Raw genomic sequence first — 19,823 nt, 5'->3', positions numbered from 1 at the left:
CTTCGGGGCGGCGGGCGGTTCGGGCGGCTTCGCCGCGTCGTCGCCTTCCTTGGGGGCCGCGGGCTGGGTGCCCGTGCGGATGCGGCCTTCGAGCAGCTCGATTTCCAGCGAGCCGGGCGCGGGCGCGTTCACGAACTGCTGCCAGGTGCCGTCCGGCGCGGTGAAGAGGAACGACACCGCCACCGGCGTGTTGTCCGGCAGAGGCACCTTCATGCGCTGCAACCTGCCCGGGTAGATGACCTCAGACAGCAGCACGTCCGCGTCCGGCTGGAAGATGCGCGCGGACACCTCGCCGTAGGACTCCACGGCGAACTGCTTCGGATCCACCTTGCGCACCAGCATGTACATCGGCCGGCCCTGGTTCGTCCCTGACGGGGCCTTCACGCTCAGGTGCAGCGTGCTCGGCTGACACGCGGCCAGGAAACACAGCGCCAGGGGGATGCAGCCTGCCCACGGTTTCATCGCGGCACCTCGCGGAACGGGATCCAGGGCTCACCCTTGAGCCCGACGCGCAGCTCCATCACCCCGTCCGGGGGCGTGGCTGCTCGCGCTCTCAACGACCACTTGCGGTGCTGCGGGTCTTCCGTGGCCTGGGATGACTCCAGCAGCCGGAAGCAGCTCCACGCCGAACGCGACTTCTCCAGCGACGCGTACTGCACCGCCTGCTCCGTGGGCGCACGCAACTCCAGCATCAGCGACGCCGTCTGCTGGTCCCACCACGCCAGCGGGAACTCCTGCCACGACGGACTCTGGTTGTACGCGAGGAACGTCGTCTTGCCGCACTTGAGCGAACCCAGCGTCACGAAGCTGCCCGGTACGGGCGCCTTCGGCAGCGGCAGCGGCATCACCTGCAACATGAGCGGCCGGGGCCTGCCCTCCGCGTCCCACAGCACGCGGGCCAGCCGCGACAGCTTCCCCAAGGAGGGCAACATCCCCTGCGGGAACGCCAGCCGCGACTGGAGCGCGCTTCGCGGTACCCACTCCGAGCCTCGCTCCTCGCACACCGGTGTCAGCACCCGCGTCACGAAGTCCCAGAAGGCTCCGTCGAGCCGGCGCAGCACCTCCAGGTCTTCCTGCGCCACCTCCTGCGACGCGTCCGGCGTGAACGGATAGTGCTTCAGCAGCGGACGCAGGAACCGGCCCGAGGCCTCGTCCCACTGCCGCTCCAGGGTTCGTTCAATCTCCCGCTGGCCCAGCTCGCGCACCGCGAGGAACGGCTGGCGGAAGGGCTGCCGCAGCTCTCCTATGAGCCCCTGCTGGTCCAGCCACGCGTCCACCTTGCGCAGGTAGGACGTGTCGTCCTCCATCATCATCGCGAAGGCCAGCCTCCCCAGCGGCGTGAGCAGCTCCTGGAGCTTCGCGGCCCCGCCGGCCGGCTGAGCGCTGCCAGTGGCCAGGCCTCCCGTGAGCGACGCTGTCGCCTCCGCGGGCACCATGCCCGGACGGGGCACCGCGTTCAGCTCGTCCGACATCTGGGCCACCAGCGCCCGGTAGGGGTTGAGCGCCGTGTAGTTGCCCGTCTCGTCCGGCTTCATCACCGTGGCGATGGGCTTGAAGGGCGCCACCGCGTTGCGCAGGGATTCGTAGAAGGGCCCCTCCAACGGCTCCAGCGCCACGCTCTGGGCGACGTCGCGCAGCATGTCCACCAGGTCCGAGGACGGCTGCGTGAGACGCGACAGCTCCTCCGCCAGGAGCGCGGGAATCACCGCCTGGAAGCGGTAGCCGCCCACGCGCTGGAACAGGCGGTTGCGGTACTGGACCGCGAACTGGTTCACCTTGCGGCGCACGTGCTCGTGGCGCTGCAACACCTCCTCCACCGGCAGCCCCGAACCCTTGATGCGCGTGGTGAACTCATCCACGAGCGGGCGCAACCGCGTGTCGAACTCCAGCCGGTCCGACGCCAGGCTCGCGCCGCTCCGCGCCGCCACCGCCTCCTCGCCCTCCACCACGCCGAAGGGCATGCGCCCCGTCTTCTCGTGGTAGCGCAAGAGCGCCTGGTGCAGGAGCCGCGAGCTGTCCTTGGGCCGGAACTCGAAGGTGCTCTGGAGCACCGGGACCTGGAGCACCGAGGGGCCGTTGCCCGGCAGCCACAGGCCGTCGCGCACCAGCAGCTCCGCCACGTTCATCTTCTGCACCGCCTTCACGCCCAGGAAGGCCTCTTCCTCCATGCGCAGCACGTTCGTCAGCACTTCGCGGTGGTCGTTGATCCACGCCACCGTCCTGATGGTGGAGGGGATGCCCCGGAAGCGGCTGGTGTCCACCCGCGCCTCGGAGGCGGCCAGGAGCTCCAGCGCGCGCGGCAGGCTGCTGAAGCGCGCGCTGTCATCCAGCAGCGTCTGGAGCCTCCGTCGCTCGTCCTGCATGGACTCCAGCTCCGCGTCCAGCTGCTCCAGCGCGCGCGGCTCCACGGCCCGGTTCGCCAGCAGGTCCTGCAACCGCCGCAGGTGCGCCTGCCACGGCATCAGCTGGGACTCCTGCGTGAGCGGCTCCGGGTAGGGCCAGCGCGCCCAGCTGGCTTCGGGCGTGTCCGGCGCGGACCACGGCGGATTGCTCATGACGACGTAGTCGGCCACCAGGGAGTCGTTCAGCCCCACCGCCGTCACCCACGAGCGCCCTCCCTCCAACGCCGCCGCGTCCGCGGCAGGCTCCGCCGAGCCGTCCTCCGACACGAAGCCCCAGTTCGGACGCGTCTTCAGGCTGGACAGCACCAGTTGGCCCAGCGGCTCCTCGCGCGAACCGTGCAACGCGGCCAGCAGGTAGACGACCTGCTCCGGACGGCACGTGTCCGGCTGGCGGTGGCACTTCTCCAGGGCGGGCCGGATGTGGGCCTCGCGGATGCCCCGCGCCAGGCGCTGGCGCAGGTCCTCGCGCGCGTCGGTGAAGCTGTAGCGCAACAGGGGCCACGTGTTCATGGCCCGCCACAACGAGTCCAGGGAGTGGCCCGCGGCGACCACCGGTTCCTGCACCGCGGCCCCGGACACCTCCTGCCCCTGGTCGCGGATGCGCTGGACCATCTCCTCGAAGCGCTGCACGCGTGTGCGCGCCTGGCCCAGCCTCCACGCGAAGTGCCCGTACACGGCCAGGAGCGGCAGCGCGCACGCCAGCCCCAGCAGCACCGCCCGGCGCAGGTGGATGTGCAGGTAGCGCTCGTGGACCGCTTTCGCCGTGCTGGCCTCGGCGGACACCGAGAGGACGTCAGGGTCTCTCGTGTCCTTGTCCGCGGACGACAGCGACACCGTGGCGAGCCGGGGCGCGTACGCCAGCGTCTGGCCCTCCATCAGCGCCGTCACGAAGCGCGACAGCGCCTCGAAAGGGGCGTGGCCCTCCGAATAGAAGTGCTCCAGCCGTTCGAAGGACTCCACCGGAAGCGACGTGAGACCCAGCGCGAGGTAGTGCTCCTGCGCCTTGAGCAGCGAGCCCACCTGTCCCTCCTGGCCCGACGGGGGCAGGGGGAAGCGCAGCGGCACGTGGTAGGCGCGCAAGAGCTTCGCGAAGTCCGCGTAGCCCTCCCGCTCATCCAGGTGGGTGAGGCACAGGCGCGTCTCCAGCTCGCCCCCGCGCACCTCCGACAACAGGTTGAGCTTGCCTCGCAGCAGCTGCGCCGCGCGGCGCACCTCGTCCGGGGGCGTGTCCTGCAGCCAGCGCGCGTCCAGCACCAGCACCGCCAGCGCCTGCTGGCCGCTGCCGAAGCTGTCCTTCCACAGCCGGCGCAGCGCCTCTCGCGCCTGGGGCGACTCGTCCTCCACGAGCTGCGCGGACAGCTCCTGGGCCACCACGTCCGCGCCCAGGTAGACCTGGAGCAGCGAGTCCGTGAGGAGGCTGGGCAGGAACTGCCGCGCCTGCCGCTTCCAGTCCAGGTCCAGCTCGATGAGCCGCGACTTGCCCGCGCCCGCAGGCCCCAGCACCACCACACCTGGCAGGTCCCGTACCGCCACGCGGTGCCGCAGCGGTAGCCCGGCCAGGAACTTCTCGCGCACCTTGCGCAGCCGGTTCTTCGCCAGGGGCTCCGGCGCGGCGGCCCCTCCGGCCGGCGCGCTCTTGCGCTTCGCACGCCACACGAGGAACAGCGGGATGCCAATGGCCAGCAGCGCCATGAGGAGAAGCGCGTAGGGCTTCCACTTCGGTGGGATGAACGCGATCAGTTTCTTGATGACATCCATGGCTCAGCGCTCTCCCCAGCCCAGGACGTTCCCAGCCCGGCCCGAGCGATGCAGGGCCTCCAGGACGTCCTCCAGTGTGTCCACCGTGCCCGCGAACGACGCGCGGGCCTTCTCCTGCTCCTCCGGCGACAACCGCGCGTCACCCGGCCCCGGCATCAGGCGGGCCAGCGTCTGGCCCAGCTCGTCCAGCATCGGCTCCAGGCCATGACGCCCCACCCCCAGGCGCGCGGCGACGGTCTTGCGCACCTCCTGGAGCAGGGCGGGCGCCGCGTCGATGGGCGCCGCGGCCGGAGCCTGGGGTGCGGCGGCTTGTGGCTTCACCGGGTCACCCACCAGAGCAGGCACTGCAGCCCCAGCACGCTCGCGGCGCTGGCCGCGTAGTAGCGGGCGGGAAAGGCGTAGAGCAGCGGCCCGGAGGACTCACCAGCCCCGGCGAAGGCGGGCGGTGGCGGGGGCGTGACGATGCGCGCGGACAGCCGCTCCTGGTACTCGCGCAGCTTCGCGGTGTGTCCCAGGTAGCGGCCTCCGAAGCCCGCCGTGATGCAGAAGTGGAGCATCTCGAAGAGCAGCGCGGGTGAACCCGGCTGATCCAGCCGTTGATCCGCCAGCGTGTAGAAGGCCTCGCCGCCGCCGTCCTCGCCGAAGAGGCGGTACTGCAACAGCGGCCACAGCGGCTGCTCCGAGTCCGCGAGCCTCAGGAGGACGCGCTCGTCCACCAGGTACGTGAAGGGCTTGAGCGCGTCCTGCACCTCCTCGTCGCGGGCGTGGGCGCCCAGGCCCGCGCGCAGCCGCTCAATCACCTCCAGGAGCTCGTCGTGGAGCCTGCGCAGGCCCTCGCGGCCCAAGAGCCCCACGGCCGCGGCCGAACCGGGCGCGGACTGCGGCAGCCACCCGTCCAGCACGGACTGGGCCTGCCGGTACTGCGTGAAGACGACCTGCCAGTGCTCGAGCTTCATCCGCGCCCCCCGTCAACCCACGTTCACCATGCCGCCCTTGAGTTCCGCCACGCCGTCCGCCTTGAGCCCCAGCTTCGCCTTGGCGGTCACCGTCACCTGCGCTCCCTCCATGGCGACGTCCTTCTGGCCCTCCGCCTTGATGGACGGGGCCTTCAGGGCCACCGCGCCGGTCTTGGCCTCCACCTGGACGTCGTCACCCTCCACGCTGAACTTCTTCGCAGCCTTCAGCGTCACGGCCTCGTCCGAGGAGAGGGTCGCGTCCTTCGCAGCCTTCTGCGTCAGCGCGTCCTTCGTGGTGACCGTGAAGGCCTTGGCGCTCTCCAGCGCGAACGTGTCGTCGCTCTTCCACGACGACGCCTTCGTGGACGTCACCTCGATGGTCTCCGCCTTCAGCACGAAGGACTTGACGGTCACCGTGACGCTGTCCTGCTTCTGCACGATGGTGCTGGTGGCGCTGTCACCCTTCACCTCCAGGGTGATGGCCTCGCCGTCCATCTTCACTGTCTGGAGGATCTTCCCGTCCTTGTCCTCCGTGGTGAGGGTGAGGCCCTTCTCCTTGTCCATGTCGATGATGCAGATGAGCTTGGGCATGCGCGCCGTTCCCCCGTCGGTCCTCCGTCAGGCCCTGCGCCAGTAGAGGAGCACCTGCGCCCCTTCGAGCGCGGGCGTGGCGAAGAAGGTGAGCCCGTCCTCGCGCGTCGCGGACTGCCATTCCTCGCTCTGGGGCGTCAGCTGATACCAGTCGATGTCCGCGTCGAAGGCGTGGGGGAACGACGGGAAGGCCACGTGCCGGTACGGCACGCCCTTCAAGGCCTGGCGACGCACCGCCGGCAGCCGCAGGGGACTGGCCAGCTTCACGCCCTCCATGGAGCGGGGCCGGTCGCGCTCCTGCCGGCGCACCAGCAGGTAGAAGTCATCCGGCGCCGGCGTCTCCCTGGGCAGCGGGGTCAGCTTGAAGTGGCCGTCCTGGAAGTCGAAGACCCGGTAGGACAGGGGGCTGGCCTGAGGGCGGAACCCGCGCGTGAGCAGCTCCATCCACCGCGCGAGCCCCGGGCCCGGCGCTTCGTGCTCGTACGCGGGCAGCTCGTCGTCCGGCTCCGCCTCCAGGTAGCAGCACGTCTCGAAGTACAGCCGCCGCAGCGCCTGCACCAGCGGGTAGGGCGGCGGTTGCAGGCCGTGACGCATGTCCTGGCGCAGCACCTGGAGGCTTCGCACCTCGCACAGCGCCCGCCGCGCGCTGGCCAGCCGGTCGCCTCGCACCAGGCCCTCGCGCAGCGATGTGCGCAGCTGCCCCTGCGCCTGCTGGAGCAGGCCGTCCAGCTGCTCGAACAGGGGCTCCAGGAACGGGTGGGGGCCCACGCTCAAGAGCGGCGGCAGGTGCGTGGCGGACAGCTGCCAGGGCCCGTCCGCGTTCCGGGTGAAGACGGCCAGCGACAGGCTGCTCACCGTGTCGTCCACCACCGGCTCCAGCGACAGGCACAGCCGCCGTCCCGCGCGCACCACGCTGGGGGCTTCTCCGCCCGCGGGCGCCATGTCCTCGCGGGGCTCCAGCACCCCCAGCAGGTGCAGATACACCGTCACCCGCATGCGGCCCGTCTCCTCGAGCGACAGCGGTGTTACATCCGCGTTACCCGGCACCTCCACCAGGTGGCCTCCCGGTAACACCGCGGTCAACTCCTCCAGCGCCACCGAGCCCTTGGCGAGCAACACATTGTTGAAACGCAGCGCGCTCACGCCCACTACCGGAAGGCCCGCGAACCCCGCGTAGCGCCGGGCCTCCGTGGAGAGGGATTCCTCCTGCGCCCGGAAGTGTTCGGGCAGCAGGGTCTGCCCCTCCTGCCACAGGACTCTCGCGAGGGTGTCTGGGTTCATGTCCAGGAGCGGCGGGAGCGGGTTTCCTGTCACGGGGACCGCCCGGGGCAAAAACTTGCTTGGGCTGGGTGACAGTGTTTCAAAAAAACTACCGGCCTGATGCCGGTGGCGTCAAGTCAGCCTGGATGATCCACCGTGCCTGGTTTCTCGCACTGAGGGGCAGGGGATGCCCTGGGTTGAGTCCAATTTGTCTCACCGGGTGCGGATGCGCCCAATGTGTCGGGTTATACGTTGGAGGCGTATTGATTTTTTGTATTCGTATGGTTTATCAATTCCTTCACAAACGGCGGTTCAGTTCTTGGGGGTACTCATGGCCATCACCGACGAAATTCCCAGATCACGCATCACGCTGACCTACCGCACCCAGGTGAACGGAACCCGGGCGGACAAGGCGCTTCCGTTCCGGCTGCTGGTGATGGGGGACTTCTCCAAGGGCACCTCCATTGACCGCAAGAAGGACCTGGATCAGCGGGAGATCCGCAACCTGGATGGCAAGAACCTGAACCAGGTCATCCAGAACATGGGCATGACGCTGAACTTCAGCGTGCCCAACCGCGTGGACAAGAAGGACCCGGTGGATGGGTCGGCGCCGGCGCCGCTGCAGGTGAGCCTCAAGCTGGACTCGATGAAGTCCTTCAGCCCGGTGGACGTGGCGCGTCAGGTTCCGAAGATCAACGCGCTGCTCACGCTGCGCAAGCTGCTGCTGGAGCTGCAGGGCAACCTGGACAACCGCAAGGAGTTCCGCCAGCTGGTGCGCCAGCTCGCGCAGAACCCGGAGGCCGTCCAGAAGCTGAAGACGGAGCTGGCCGCGTTCAAGTCGATGAGCCTGCCGAAGCTGGCCGCGACGAACCCGCAGCCGCCGACGACGTGATGCCGGGCGCAAGCCCCTCCCCACGACCTTCCTGAACGAGAGCTCCTGCCATGCCTACCGCTCCTGCGTCTTCCACCACCGCGACGACCGCCGTGGCCGATGTGCCCCTGGACCTTCCGCTGTTCCTCAACAGCGTGCGCCTGGGCTCCGTGCCCACCGCGCGTGACGCCTCCACCCAGACCGACCTGCTGGTCATCCCCGACGACGCCACCCCCGAGGAGCGCTTCGTCTCCAGCCTTGCGGCCATGGTCCACAACATGGACACGGACGAGGGCCGCTTCGACAAGCAGACGGTGCAGGAGCTGGTCGGCACCATCGACGCGCTGGTGTCGGATCAGCTCAATGCCGTGTTGCACGCGCCGGAGTTCCAGGAGGTGGAGGCGCAGTGGACCGCGCTCAACGACCTGGTGCGTAACACCAACTTCAAGGCCAACGTCGAGCTGAGCCTGCTGGATGTCTCCAAGGAGGAGGCCTACAGCGACCTGGAGACGAACGCGGCGGACGTCGCCGGTTCGGAGTTCTTCAAGAAGCTGTACGTCGCTGAGTACGATCAGTACGGCGGCGCCCCCTACGGCGCGCTGGTGGGCATGTACGAGTTCGCCAACACGCCGCAGGACATGCTGTGGCTCAAGACGATGGGGAAGATCGCCGCGGCCAGCCACGCGCCGTTCGTGGCGTCCGTGTCTCCGCGCTTCTTCGGCTGCGACACCATGAAGGAGGTGTCCCAGCTGCGTGACGTGGCCAGCCTGCTGGACTCGCCCAAGTACTCCGCCTGGAACGCGCTGCGTGACACGGACGAGGCCGCCTACGTGGGCCTCACGCTGCCGCGCTACATCGTCCGGCCGCCCTACAACCCGGAGACCTACCCGGCCCCCGGCATGAACTTCACGGAGGCGGTGAAGGGCGACAAGGAAGAGGAGTACCTCTGGGGCAACGCGGCCATGCTGTTCGCGCGCAACCTGGTGCGCTCGTTCGCGGGCTCCGGCTGGTGCCAGCACATCCGCGGCCCCAAGGGCGGCGGCCTGGTGGCGGGCCTGCCCGTGCACCTGACGCACCTGCGCGGCGAGGAGGAGATGAAGCTGCCCGTGGAGATGTCCATCCCGGACTTCCGCGAGCTGGAGCTCGCCAACGGCGGCTTCATCCCGCTCATCCACAAGAAGGGGAGCGCGGAGGCCGTCTTCTTCAGCGTCCAGTCCCTCAAGAAGGCCAAGGTCTTCGAGGACACGAAGGACTCGGAGAACTCGCAGCTGGTGACGAACCTGGCCTACACGTACTCCATCAGCCGCATCGCGCACTACGTGAAGGCCATCATGCGCGAGAACATCGGCAGCACGGCCAACGCGGCGTACATGCAGCAGCAGCTGGACCGGTGGATCTCCCGGTACGTCACCACGCTGGTGAACCCGGATGACCTGACGCTGCGCTACTACCCCTTCAAGGCCTACAACCTCACCGTGGCGGAAGTGCCCGGCAAGGTGGGCTGGTACCACTGCAACCTCTCCGTCCTCCCGCACATCCAGTTCGAAGGCATGAACGTGGACCTTCGCGTGGATGCGCGGCTCGGCTGACAAACCCCGCAGCAAAATGGAGGACCGAAACCATGGGTGATGGACCGCTTGGCATTTCGTGTGACTGGCAGCAGACCATCCAGCAGCGCCCCCAGAAGAACATCCCGGTGGGCTACCTGCTGGACATCAAGGGGATGGGCAAGGACGACGGCTCGTTCCCCAAGAGCAGCAGCCTCTTCTACACCCCGTTCGTCGGCGATCCCGCCTACGCCGGTGTGGCGTTGGAGGACGTGGGCGCGAAGAAGGCCGTGCGCGCGGTGGGCCTCATCACCCAGCTCCAGTGGGAGGGCGGCAAGCTCGACCCCATTGACTTCACGGTGCTGATCTCGCCGGAGAACAAGGCGGACTTCACCGGCATCACCAACACGGAGATCCGTCAGCTCAAGTTCTGGATCTGCGAGTGGGACAGCGCCCAGGGCAAGTGGTTCGAGAAGTGCTATCCGCTCGGTGACGAGGCCGGCGGCCCCGCCAACGAGATGTCCGCCCGGCTGAACCAGAAGGGCAGCGAGGTGATGATGCATGTGGGTGATCCGGAGAACGTGGGCGTCACGGACGTCAAGTTCTGCCAGATGACCTTCCAGCTCATCCCGGACAAGGCGCACCTGTGCAACATCCACTACGGGCACAACTCGCTGGACAAGGACGTGTACGCCTGGGGCTACGTCGAAGGCAAACAGTAGTCAGCGGTTGAAGCAGGACGGGGAGGGCGGGAAAAGCGCCTTCCCCGTTTCCGCGTTGGGGGGCTACTTGTCAGAGCCCCACTTGGTGACGCGGCGCTCCTGGGAGTTGGTGGCGAACTCCAGGGTGGTGCTCTTCTTGGGCGCGGGCACCACCCGGAACTGGAAGCGGTGGAAGCGGATGTCCAGGTCCTCGGCCAGCGTGGCGGGCTGATTGTCCAGGAAGACCTTGGGGCGGCCCTTCTCCGTGTCCATCAGCGCCTCGGCGGAAGCAGGGCTCTTCAGCTTGGCGGCTTCGAACCAGGTATCACCCGCTTCATCGAAGTCGATGATGGCCCACGCCAGCTTCAGCCGCAGGTTGTCCAAGGGCTTGGCGAAGTGGTTGAGCACGTTCGCGGCCGTGACGCGGCCCACGTACACGGTGAAGTCCATGGGGCCGGAAGCACCATTCATGGCCAGCCGTTCAATGAGACCAATGCATTGCGCCTTGGGCCCGAAGTCACCCACCGTGGGGGAGAACAGGGTGAGGTCCTTCGCCAGGTTCAGCCCCCCGCAGCCGTTCCATTCCAGCAGATATCCCAGCGCTCCACGAAAGCCGGGCCGGTATTGAAACCCGGTCTGCCAATTGCATTCGAGTTCGAGTACGTCGGGCTTGGCGATGGGCATAGGGTGTCTGTCCTTGTGAATGAAAGACATGTAACATGAAGTGGAAAGACAGACCATGAGAGACCTGAGCCTGTGCCTGCGCCCCGTGGAGGGCGGATCGCTGGAGCGCCTGGAGTCGCATGATCCGCGCTTCCTCACGGTGGCGGACCTGGTGCAGCGGGAGGCCTACGTCGAGGCCGCGGACGCCATCGAGGCCCTGGACGGTGAAGGGGTCTACGAGGTCCGGCTGTCGGCCTACTACCTCTTCGCGACGCTGCGCGAGGACGGGCTCTCGCGCCTGCCGGAGGTGCTGGAGGTGCTGGTCGCGCTCTCGCGCGCGGCGGCGGAGGAGGCCGCGCAGGGCGAGGGGAAGGACAAGTCCAAGCCCGCGGTGCTACTCAACAAGGCGCTGACGTGGCTGTTCCAGATCCTGGTGAGCGCGCTGAAGTATCACCACGGCAAGCGGGACGCCGGCTGGGAGGCGTGGACCAAGGGCTTCACGGACGGCAAGCGCAAGGACGCCCTGCGCGGCATCCAGACCCTGCAGGGCGTGCTGGAAGGCCCCGCGTTCCGCAACGGGGCCCAGGGCCTGGCGGGGCTGGGACAGTGGCTGCGGGAGACGACGCAGGAGCGCGCGGCCGCTCCCGCTCCGACCCCGGAGCCCGCGAAGCCGGCCGCCCCCGCGAAGGGGCGCGGCGCGAAGACCTCCGCGGCTGCGGCGGCCACGCCGCCATCGCCGTTCCCCCGCACGACGGGGCCGCTGCAGCTGCGGGGATCCGTGCACCTGCTGGAGCTGTGCGACAAGCTCAAGGCCTTCGAGGTGCTGGTGGAACGCGGCGACTTCCAGAAGGCCGCGATGGTGAGCGACGACGTGCTCCGGACGCTGGAGGAGTTCGACCCGCGGCGCTACCTGCCGGAGCTGTTCTCGTCGTTCGGCGCGCTGCTCAACCGCCACGTGGGGGACATCCAGGAGCACTGGGAGCGCAAGGACACGATGGAGTGGCGCACGCTGTCGCAGTTCTACCAGGTGGACCTGGGCGCCTTCGTGGGGCCGGGCGAGTGAGGCGGCTCCGCTCATGATCGGCGCCTCGCCGCTGCTGTCCCCGCTGGAGCGGCGCATCCGCGCCCGCGCGAAGGACTTCGACCTGGGACCGCTGCTGCGGCTCTTGGAGACGCAGGGCTATGGCCGGGACCGGGTGCTCTTTGAAAGCAACCCGGAGCCGGTGGCGTCCGCGTCGCTGGTGGAGGCGGTGACGTTCCACCTTGCCCCGGTGCGCCGGGTGGTGGTGACGCTCAACCTGGGCCTCCTGGCCACGCCGGGCCTGTTGCCCAGCTACTTCCTCCAGGTGGCCGAACAGCTGCCGGAGCCGGAGCCGTTCCTCGACTTCATCCGCTTCTTCGACCACCGGCTGCTGCTGGCGCTGGTGGACGCGCTGCACCCCGAACGGGACGCGAGCCTGGTGGGGGACTGGGAGCGCACGAAGGGCTTCTACCTGCGCATGGTGGGCGTGGATTCGCAGGCCACGCTCCAGTGGCTGTTCCAGCAGGTGTTCCCGGAGCTGCGCGTGACGTGTGTCCGCCGCTCCTTCCGCACGCGCTTCTCCGGCATGCGGCCCGCCTTCGGGCCCACGCCGCTGGATGGCACGGGCATCCTGGGCCAGACGTACGCGACGGACATCGGGGGCTTCCAGGTGGAGGTGTTCGCGGACGAGGAGGCGGACATGCGCGGGCGGGACTGGCCCGCGCGGGTGCGCCACCGCTTCCACCGGCACATCCTGCCGCTGCTCGTGCCCGCGCGGATGCAGCTGGAGGTGGTGCTGACGGTGCTCGCGCACGGGCGGACCGTGCGCCTGGGGCCTCGGGGGCAGCTGGGCTACGAACGGCTGCCGGGCGCGGAGGGCAAGCCGCTGCGGCAGCTCATCTTCCTGGGCGACACGTCCGTGCCGGTGGCCGCGCCTCCGCGTGTCGAAGGCGACCGGCAGGGCATGGCCATGGGCACGCCGAAAGCAGCTGGACGTTAGGAGGGGAGGGGACCGTGGGCTTTCTGCACCGGAAGTTCCTGGGGGTGGTGGAGACGCCTCGTGAAGCCGTGCTCCGCAACCTGGGCCACCTGCTCCAGGCCAAGCGCGGCGCGGCGTCCGTGCTGCCCGGCTTCGGGCTGACGGAGACGGGGTTCCGCTCGGACGCGGAGCGCCTCGCGGGCCTGGGCCTGGAGATCCGCGAGACGCTGTCGCGCTACGAGCAGCGCGTGGAGGTGGTGTCCATCGACGAGGCGCCCGCCACGGCAGGCGGCGCGCCCGGCCTGGTGGTGCGCCTGCTCCTGCGTGACTCCCACGAGCCCATGGACCTGCTCCTGGACCCGGGCTCGCGCCGCCTGCGCGAACGGCCTCCGGAAGAGGCAGCTGGGGAGGACGACCCATGAAGTTCACCGAACAGCTGAAGCTGACGCTGGACCTCAAGGCCGGCGACGAGTCCTTCACGCTGCCCGCGGGCAGCATCAAGCGCTTGTCGGTGAAGGCGCGCTCCTACGGCTTCGAGGCCCAGGTGGAGTGGTGGGTGATGTGCAAGGAGAGCGGGGACGAGGACACGCTCTTCACCCCCTTCACCGACACCAAGCCCCTGACGGCGACGCTGACCGTGGACCGCCGCTACGGCGCGCAGTCCGAGGGGCGCGAGGGCGCGGAGGCCCTGCCGCTGAAGTTCATCGGGCGGGTGGAGGAGCGCCACGTCCGCGAGCGCTCGCTGGCGAACGTGAAGGACGCGCCGGTGATGCAGCGGCGCTACCGCATCCGCCTGGTGGACCCCGCGGCGATGCTGTGGCGCCGCCACTTCCCCAGCGGCGTGTGGGTGGACGAGACGCTGCAAGCGGTCATCCAGGCGAACACGCCCGGAGGCCTGGACGTGGCCTACGAGTGGGAGGCGGCGGGGACGAAGCACGGCCTCCACGCGCTGGGGCTGGGCGCGGACGACGACTCCGGCGCCAGCTTCCTGGACTTCCTGCACTGGGTGCAGGCGCGCATGCACGCGGGCATGTTCCTGAACTACGCGGAAGGGAAGTACACGCTCGCGGCCGCGAAGCCCGAAGGCGGCGAGGCGCTGGTGCTCACCCGCGACGAGGTGGCGGAGGTGGACCTGCGCTACCCGGAGCCGCGGCGGGACGCGCTGTCGGTGCTCAACAGCTACGTGGACGCCGGCACGAAGCGCAAGGCGGTGGAGAACGCGGACGCCATCGCGGGTGTCCTCACCGAATGCCTGGTCACCTCCACGCTGGAGGGCACGCTCACGGACCGGGTGACGCTGGAGACGAACCGCCAGCAGATGGAGGGCCCGGAGGTGCGGCTGTCCTTCGCGGGCTATCCCCGCGCGTCGCTGGTGCTCAACGGGCTCTACACGCTGGGGGACTTCAGCACGCAGGCCGCGACGCACGGCAAGCAGTACCGGCTGCACACGCTGGAGCTGGAAGCACGCGCCGTTGAGGCCGACGCCGCGCACGACCCGGACAGCGACGCCAACGACTACGAGCTGAAGTTGAAGGCCACGCTGGAGGAGGCGGCGGACCCCACCTTCCGGCGCCCTCGCTTCCGGCCGCCGCGCTGGCCCTTCCTCGCGGAGGGGCGGGTGGTGAGCGAAGAGGGCGGGGATCCGGACCGCACGTATCAGATCCGCCAGGACGACGAGACGTCGGTGGAGTCGTACCGGGTGAAGTTGCCCTTGTGGGACAAGGAGGTGCTCGTCCCCTATGAGCCGCACCAGCAGCCCGGGCACTTCTACTTCCCCATGGACAAGGGGACGCGGGTGCTGGTGTCGCTGGGCTACCAGCACGCGCGCATGGACCGCTTCCTGGAATGGCGCCCCGGCGCGCGGCTCCCCAAGGAGTCGCAGGGCAACCACCTGCTCCTGGGCAAGACGGACAAGAGCGAGACGTCCATCCAGCACCTGTACCAGGACTCGAAGCCCATGCTGCGCATCCAGCGCACCCTGGAGAAGGACACCCAGCTCATCGAGGTGACCGAGGGCCGGATGTTCCTGCGCGTGCAGGAGGGGGATTAGGCCATGCGGATGGATGAAGCGCTCTACGCGTCGTTCCTGGAGGAGCTCCAGGCGCTGGAGAAGTTCCGCCTGGGCTACACGGCCCTGCACCCATCCGCGCCGCTGGACGGCGAGGACGCGGACGTGCGGCGGCTCACGGAGGCCATGGCCCTGTTCACCGCGCGCACGCGCCGGGCGGGGCAGCGCGCGTTGGAGCGGAGCACGCTGCGGTTGTTCCAGCAGCACTTCGCCTACCTGCTCAATCCCATTCCCGCCATGGCCATGTTCCGCGCGGAGCCGGACGCGCGCTTCGTGGACGCCGCGGAGCTGCCCCGGGGCACGCCCTTCCTCCTCAACCCGGGCCTGGGCGGCGGTCCCACCGGGCCGCTCTCCCTGCGCACGTTGGCCCCGCTGCGGCTGTTGCCCGTGCGGCTCACCCAGGCGCGGCTGGAGCGCCAGGGCGAGGACGGCGCGCTCCTGCGGCTCGTCTTCGAGGGCGGCTTCCCCCGCAACGACTCACCGGGCGAGGTGCGGCTGCACATCAACCACCTCAACGACTTCCGTGCGTCCCTGGCGGTGTTCTTCCAGCTGAAGGGCGCCGTGCGCTCCGCCACCGTGAGCTTCGATGACGAGGCGATGGAGCACGAGGTGAAGCCCTTCGACGCGCACTCGGGCCCGGTGCGCTTCGGCGCGCCCCGGCCGGTGGCGGCGGATGGCGAGGCGTCCGAACACCCGCTGCAGCGGCTGCGGCAGTTGCTGCACTTCCCGCAGCAGGAGCTGTTCCTGGAGGCCCGCATCCCGCCGGCCCCCCGCAACTGGCAGGGCTTCACCCTGACGCTGCGCCTGACGGGCCGCTGGCCGTCGGAGCTGGTGGTGGGGCCGGACTCGTTCGTGGCGCACGCGGTGCCGGTGGTGAACCTGCAGCGCGCCATGGCGGCACCCGTGGAGCACGACGGCACGAAGGAGCGGCACGCGGTGCAGCACCCGGATTCGTCCATGGGCTTCCGGCTGAACACGGCCACGGGCGTGTACCAGCTGACTCCGAAGGGCATGGTGCCCCTGCGCCCTGGCGCCATCTCCGGAGGCGCGGACACGTACGAGCTGGAGCACGAAGGTCAGGGCCTGGCGCGCACGTCGTGGCTGGCGCTGGACATGCCGGAGGCGTTCCTCAAGCCGGTGCGGCTGGGCGTGGACGGCCTGTGGCACCAGCCGCTGCCGCCGCGCTTCGATGCTCGGGGCTACCGGCCGGTGCTGGCGGACCGCTTCCTGGAAGGCGTGCCGTGGAGCCTGGTGGGCGCGGTGGCGCCCGGCGGGGACAACCCGGTGGAGCACGGGCAGCAGGCCCTGTTGCAGCTCCTGGCGCTGCGCACGCAGCGGTTCCTGGGGCGCGAGGACCTGCTGTTCCTCCTGGAGGTGCTGGGCGTGCGGACGCAGCGGCACTTCAGGGACTTGCTGCCGTCCCTCACGGAGGTGTCCGTGAAGTCCAAGCCCTTCGCCCGGAGCGCCGCGGGCTTCAAGTACGTGTACCAGCTGGGCTTCGGGCCCATGGACGCGTCGCTGCTGCCGCTGGTGGACCTGTTGTGCGGCCGGCTGGTGGAGCTGTTCGCCGTCTGGAGCGCGGAGGACGTGGTGGAGCTGGAGGTGCGCCTGCCCCAGCGGGAGGCGCCCCTGCGCTACGTGCCCCTGCCGTGAGTCACTTCACCTGCGTCTTCGTCTGGCCGGGCACGTTGATCTTGATCATGCCGCCGTAAGCGCAGGTGCACATGGACTTGTCGGTGAGCGCGGGCTTGCCCTTGATGAGTACCGTGGGCGAGCCCGGCGTCCAGGGCGCGGGGAGCATGGGCATGCACGGCATGGGCGTGAGGGCGCCCATCGCGGCGGCGGTGGCGGCGGCCACGGTGGGGTTGGCCATGGACTGGCACATGCCGAAGGGCGGCACGTTCATGCCCGGGATGTTGTCCATGATGGTGGCCGCCGGCGCGGTGGCGTTCACCTGGTTGACGGGCGGCACCGACAGCGTGGAGGGCGCCAGACCGAAGCTGCACTGGAGCATGGCTCCGGACACGACCTGGATTCCCATCAGCGTGACTCCACCCGGGCGCGCAGTGACGTGAGCGCCTGGAACAAGGGGTCCCCCGCCTTCAGCTTCAGGGAGCCCGTGAGGTACTGCGAACGGCACCACTCCTCGTCCACCGGTCCGTCCTGCTTGCCGTCCAGGCGCCGCGCGTGAAGCGCGAAGCGCTCGATGCGGTCCGGCAGCGCGTCCGCGCCCAGGGCCTGTTCGATGCGGCGGCGCACGTCCGCTTCGCTGACCTCCACGCCGGGGGGCAGGTCGCCGGTGAAGACGAGCAGCACGCTGCGATACGCGCCCGCCATGCCGCTCACCGGCACGGCCAGCCCCACCGCGTCCAGCCGGGGGCCAGGGGGCTCGCGCAGCGCGTCCGCGGCCTCCGTGAAGAGGAACACCCGGCCCTCGCGCCGGGGCTCGCGCACGCCGAAGTGGTGGTACTGGCCGCGCACCCGCGTCAGGACGACGTGCGCGGGCGGCCGTCCGGCGTCCGGCAGCGGAGTGAAGAGCCCTGTGTCTCCCGGGGCGTCCTGCCCGCTGTCGGTGAAGTCGCGCAGCGCCCAGGCGCGCCCGGGCGCGGGGGAGATGTCCGTGTGCACGTCCGCCGCCACGCGCCGGTGCGAGCACAGCACCGCGCCTCCCCACGCCGGGTCCACGCACACGTTGCCGCCGGGCACGCTGGCCAGCCCACAGGCCTTGAGCGCGTCGCGCCACGCGTGGAAGTCGAAGGGCGCCTGCGGATCCCTGAACCACAGGCCCACGTTCTTGAGCGGCAGGCGCGCGCGCGCCACCAGGTCGCGCACGGCGGGCGTGAGGCCCAGGGCGCGCACGGGGTGTTCAGTCAGCAGCGCGGGAGAGACGTCCAGGTCCGCGGGCTCCACGTGCAGGTACGTCGCGCCGCGCAGGAGCGTGGTGAAGTACAGCGCCGGCAGGTGCTGGAGCGGGTGGAAGCCCGGCGCCGCCAGGTGGTCCCCCGGGTTCAGGCCGAAGGTCAGCAGCCCGTCCACCAGCGCGCTCCGCCACGCGTCCCCTGCGGTGAGCGGCACGGGCACGTCGCTGGGGTTGGCCAGGGGAGAGAAGAGCAGGCCCACTGGCTCCGTCGGCTTGTACGTGTACGACGCGAGCGCGGGCGGCACCTGCGTCTGCATCGGCAGGAGCCGCGCGGCGTGCTTGCCCAGGAGCGGCGCCTGGTGAGGCTCGGCGGCGATGTGCTGGGGCGCGAGCGCGTCCAGCCGGCGCGCCACGAAGGCGCGGGCTCCGGGCGGCAGGAGGCTCACGCACGCGCCCAGGCCCAGCGCGGCGCACAGCGACACCATCAGCTCCGGGCCCGGCGGCAGCATCAGGCACAGCTTCGCGCCCGGCTTCACGCCCAACCCCGCCCAGGCGGTGGCCCGCCGCGTGGCCTGCTCCTGGAGCTGGCGGTAGCTCAGCGTGCGCCAGCCCTGCGTCCGCGAGTACGAGCGCAGCGCGATGCGGTCCGTGGTGGCGTGGCGGGCCACCAGGTCGTGGAAGAAGTCGTGGTGCTGGCCGGTGCGGCTCTTGAAGGGCGTGCTCCGGCCGGCGTGGATGGGGGCCATCGCGGCGGCGAAGCCGTCCGGATCCTCCCAGCTTCGCGCGAGCCACGCGGGCACGCTGTCCGGAGGCGGCTGGGTGCCGTCGAACGCGGCGAGCACGATGCGTGGCTCGAAGGTCATGGCGAGGACTGGGGCGCGGGTTCAGGGGGGAGCAGCTCGCGGGTGGGCACCGGCTCCACGCTCGTGTCCGGGACGTACTCCGGCTGCTTCTGGAACTCCTCCAGGCGCAGCTGGGGCACGGGCTCCGGGAGCACCTCCATCCGGGGAGGAGGCTCCTGGCGGAACGACACGCCCAGGAGCACCCGGGCGATGGGCGTGCCCGGGGTGCGTCCCAGGCCGGGCCCGGCGAGCGCGTGCAGCTCCAGGCCCTCCGACAGCGGGATGCGCCCGCCGCCGAGCACCTCCACCGCGGGCTGGTTCATGTCCGACGCGAAGGCGGCCTTCACCGCCAGCTCGCCGCGCAGCCCCTGGCCGGCCGTCGTCAACCCGGCGCCCAGGCGGACCTCCAGCATCTGCCCGGAGGCGCCCGGCGCGGAGAGCGGAATGCGCGAGCGCAGCAGCACGCCGGCCTCCAGCGCGGGCTTGAGGAACCCCACCTGCGTGCCCATGGCGGCCAGGGCGCGCACGCGGATGCCCGCGTCCCGGCCCAGCACCGCCGCGCTGCCGATGGGCAGCCCCACGCCCAGGTCCATGGAGAGGTCCACGGGGTGTTCGTCCCGGCGCGACAAGAGCCCCAGGCGCGCCTGTATCTCCGGGGTGCCCAGGCCCTGCGAGGCCAGCGGCGTCAGGCCCAGGGGCGCTGGATCATCCCCCTGCTGCCACAACACCACGGGCACCTGCGCGCCCACCTCCAGCCACGGCAGCACCCCGTAGCTGCCCGCCAGGACGGAGGACGCGCGGTTGCGCACGGCCTCCAGGCGGCGCTCGCCGTTGAGGAGCACGAGCGGCAGCCGCTGGTACTGGCCCACCAGCCCCAGGCTCATGCCGCCGGGCACCAGCAGTTCGCCGTTGCGCATCACCGCGGTTCCCCGGCCGGGATTGATCTCCAGGTGCTCCAATTCGAAGCCGGGCAGGGCGGACTGGGCCCAGGCGGGCAGGGCGCCCAGCAGGAGCCCCGCGACGAGGGCTCTGTGTACCGACAAGGACATGGGTGGGGCGCTCCGGCCTGCTTCCGTGAAACCCGGTGGCGGGTTCCTTCACGCCGTCATCATACAGAGACATAGCGATGAAAACAGTCTCGCCCCTCGCCTGGATGTTTCAGGGAGTGGGTCCGGGGCACCCTGCCCCCCAGGGTCGTTGACCCGCCGGGTCCTGGAGCCGCTGCGGCGATGTCTGGATGATGGGGCTTCCCATGCTTCGACGGCGGCTCCCGCTTCGCGGCTCGGGCCGGTCAGCGACCTGCT

Annotated in this window: 18 protein-coding genes; 8 read left to right on the top strand and 10 right to left on the bottom strand. The window is 70.1% G+C overall.

What is annotated here, in order from left to right; translation table 11 throughout:
* From D7Y11_RS00345 to tssK, 6 genes are all read right to left on the bottom strand, one after another.
* Window positions 1-462, bottom strand: a 462-nt coding sequence (locus D7Y11_RS00345) for a hypothetical protein (protein WP_126932734.1), incomplete at its 3' end; no start/stop codon positions are given.
* Window positions 459-4,160: a type VI secretion IcmF C-terminal domain-containing protein gene (locus D7Y11_RS00340; protein ID WP_126932733.1), complete on the bottom strand. Its 3,702-nt coding sequence runs from the start codon at window positions 4,158-4,160 to the stop codon at window positions 459-461. The genes D7Y11_RS00345 and D7Y11_RS00340, both read right to left, overlap by 4 nt.
* Before the next feature lie 3 nt (window positions 4,161-4,163).
* On the bottom strand, window positions 4,164-4,481 hold the full coding sequence (locus tag D7Y11_RS00335; RefSeq protein WP_233596578.1) for a hypothetical protein: 318 nt from the start codon (window positions 4,479-4,481) through the stop codon (window positions 4,164-4,166).
* The gene (locus tag D7Y11_RS00330; RefSeq protein ID WP_120574476.1) at window positions 4,478-5,116 is read right to left on the bottom strand and encodes a DotU family type IV/VI secretion system protein; all 639 of its coding nucleotides are present in this window, start codon (window positions 5,114-5,116) and stop codon (window positions 4,478-4,480) included. The genes D7Y11_RS00335 and D7Y11_RS00330 overlap by 4 nt, the downstream gene beginning before the upstream one ends.
* A 12-nt stretch (window positions 5,117-5,128) precedes the next feature.
* The gene (locus tag D7Y11_RS00325) at window positions 5,129-5,707 is read right to left on the bottom strand and encodes a hypothetical protein (protein ID WP_120574477.1); all 579 of its coding nucleotides are present in this window, start codon (window positions 5,705-5,707) and stop codon (window positions 5,129-5,131) included.
* Between the two features lie 27 nt (window positions 5,708-5,734).
* A complete protein-coding gene (gene tssK / locus D7Y11_RS00320) occupies window positions 5,735-6,988 on the bottom strand; it encodes a type VI secretion system baseplate subunit TssK (RefSeq protein ID WP_120574478.1) in 1,254 nt (417 codons plus the stop codon).
* Between the two features lie 310 nt (window positions 6,989-7,298).
* Between tssK and tssB the strand changes: the two genes are divergently transcribed.
* From tssB to D7Y11_RS00305, 3 genes are read left to right on the top strand one after another with little or no spacing between them, the layout of a single operon-like run.
* Entirely contained in the window at window positions 7,299-7,859 is a 561-nt protein-coding gene (tssB, locus tag D7Y11_RS00315; protein ID WP_120574479.1) for a type VI secretion system contractile sheath small subunit, read from the top strand.
* Window positions 7,860-7,909: 50 nt separating this feature from the next.
* The gene (gene tssC / locus D7Y11_RS00310) at window positions 7,910-9,427 is read left to right on the top strand and encodes a type VI secretion system contractile sheath large subunit (RefSeq protein ID WP_120574480.1); all 1,518 of its coding nucleotides are present in this window, start codon (window positions 7,910-7,912) and stop codon (window positions 9,425-9,427) included.
* 32 nt (window positions 9,428-9,459) lie between these two features.
* Complete coding sequence (locus tag D7Y11_RS00305; RefSeq protein WP_120574481.1) at window positions 9,460-10,107, top strand: hypothetical protein; 648 nt, start codon at window positions 9,460-9,462, stop codon at window positions 10,105-10,107.
* 63 nt (window positions 10,108-10,170) lie between these two features.
* On the opposite strand, the gene D7Y11_RS00300 is transcribed toward D7Y11_RS00305, so the two are convergent.
* Window positions 10,171-10,770 (bottom strand): hypothetical protein, encoded by a 600-nt coding sequence (locus tag D7Y11_RS00300; protein ID WP_120574482.1) that lies wholly within the window; start codon window positions 10,768-10,770, stop codon window positions 10,171-10,173.
* A gap of 55 nt (window positions 10,771-10,825) precedes the next feature.
* Between D7Y11_RS00300 and D7Y11_RS00295 the strand changes: the two genes are divergently transcribed.
* Genes D7Y11_RS00295 through D7Y11_RS00275 form a run of 5 tightly spaced genes read left to right on the top strand, consistent with a single transcriptional unit; the run spans window position 10,826 to window position 16,470 of the window.
* Complete coding sequence (locus D7Y11_RS00295; RefSeq protein WP_126932732.1) at window positions 10,826-11,812, top strand: type VI secretion system protein IglI family protein; 987 nt, start codon at window positions 10,826-10,828, stop codon at window positions 11,810-11,812.
* Window positions 11,813-11,825: 13 nt separating this feature from the next.
* A complete protein-coding gene (locus D7Y11_RS00290; RefSeq protein ID WP_120574484.1) occupies window positions 11,826-12,770 on the top strand; it encodes a hypothetical protein in 945 nt (314 codons plus the stop codon).
* A 14-nt stretch (window positions 12,771-12,784) separates the two neighbouring features.
* Window positions 12,785-13,171 (top strand): GPW/gp25 family protein, encoded by a 387-nt coding sequence (locus tag D7Y11_RS00285; protein WP_120574485.1) that lies wholly within the window; start codon window positions 12,785-12,787, stop codon window positions 13,169-13,171.
* Entirely contained in the window at window positions 13,168-14,799 is a 1,632-nt protein-coding gene (locus tag D7Y11_RS00280) for a hypothetical protein (RefSeq protein ID WP_126932731.1), read from the top strand. The genes D7Y11_RS00285 and D7Y11_RS00280 overlap by 4 nt, the downstream gene beginning before the upstream one ends.
* 3 nt (window positions 14,800-14,802) lie before the next feature.
* Window positions 14,803-16,470: a type VI secretion system baseplate subunit TssF gene (locus tag D7Y11_RS00275; protein WP_120574487.1), complete on the top strand. Its 1,668-nt coding sequence runs from the start codon at window positions 14,803-14,805 to the stop codon at window positions 16,468-16,470.
* A gap of 1 nt (window position 16,471) precedes the next feature.
* Here D7Y11_RS00275 and D7Y11_RS00270 read toward each other — a convergent pair whose 3' ends face one another.
* From D7Y11_RS00270 to D7Y11_RS00260, 3 genes are read right to left on the bottom strand one after another with little or no spacing between them, the layout of a single operon-like run.
* Entirely contained in the window at window positions 16,472-16,858 is a 387-nt protein-coding gene (locus D7Y11_RS00270; RefSeq protein WP_120574488.1) for a DUF4280 domain-containing protein, read from the bottom strand.
* Window positions 16,858-18,540, bottom strand: coding sequence for an AMP-binding protein (locus tag D7Y11_RS00265; RefSeq protein ID WP_126932730.1), 1,683 nt, complete (start codon window positions 18,538-18,540; stop codon window positions 16,858-16,860). The genes D7Y11_RS00270 and D7Y11_RS00265 overlap by 1 nt, the downstream gene beginning before the upstream one ends.
* Window positions 18,537-19,568: a hypothetical protein gene (locus tag D7Y11_RS00260; RefSeq protein ID WP_120574490.1), complete on the bottom strand. Its 1,032-nt coding sequence runs from the start codon at window positions 19,566-19,568 to the stop codon at window positions 18,537-18,539. The genes D7Y11_RS00265 and D7Y11_RS00260 overlap by 4 nt, the downstream gene beginning before the upstream one ends.
* Window positions 19,569-19,823 lie beyond the last annotated feature (255 nt).

It is taken from the genome of Corallococcus sp. AB018 (assembly GCF_003986945.1).
GTDB lineage: Bacteria > Myxococcota > Myxococcia > Myxococcales > Myxococcaceae > Corallococcus > Corallococcus exiguus.
The sequence above is the reverse complement of the archived record's forward strand: the minus strand, read 5'-3'. Positions and strand labels throughout refer to the sequence as shown.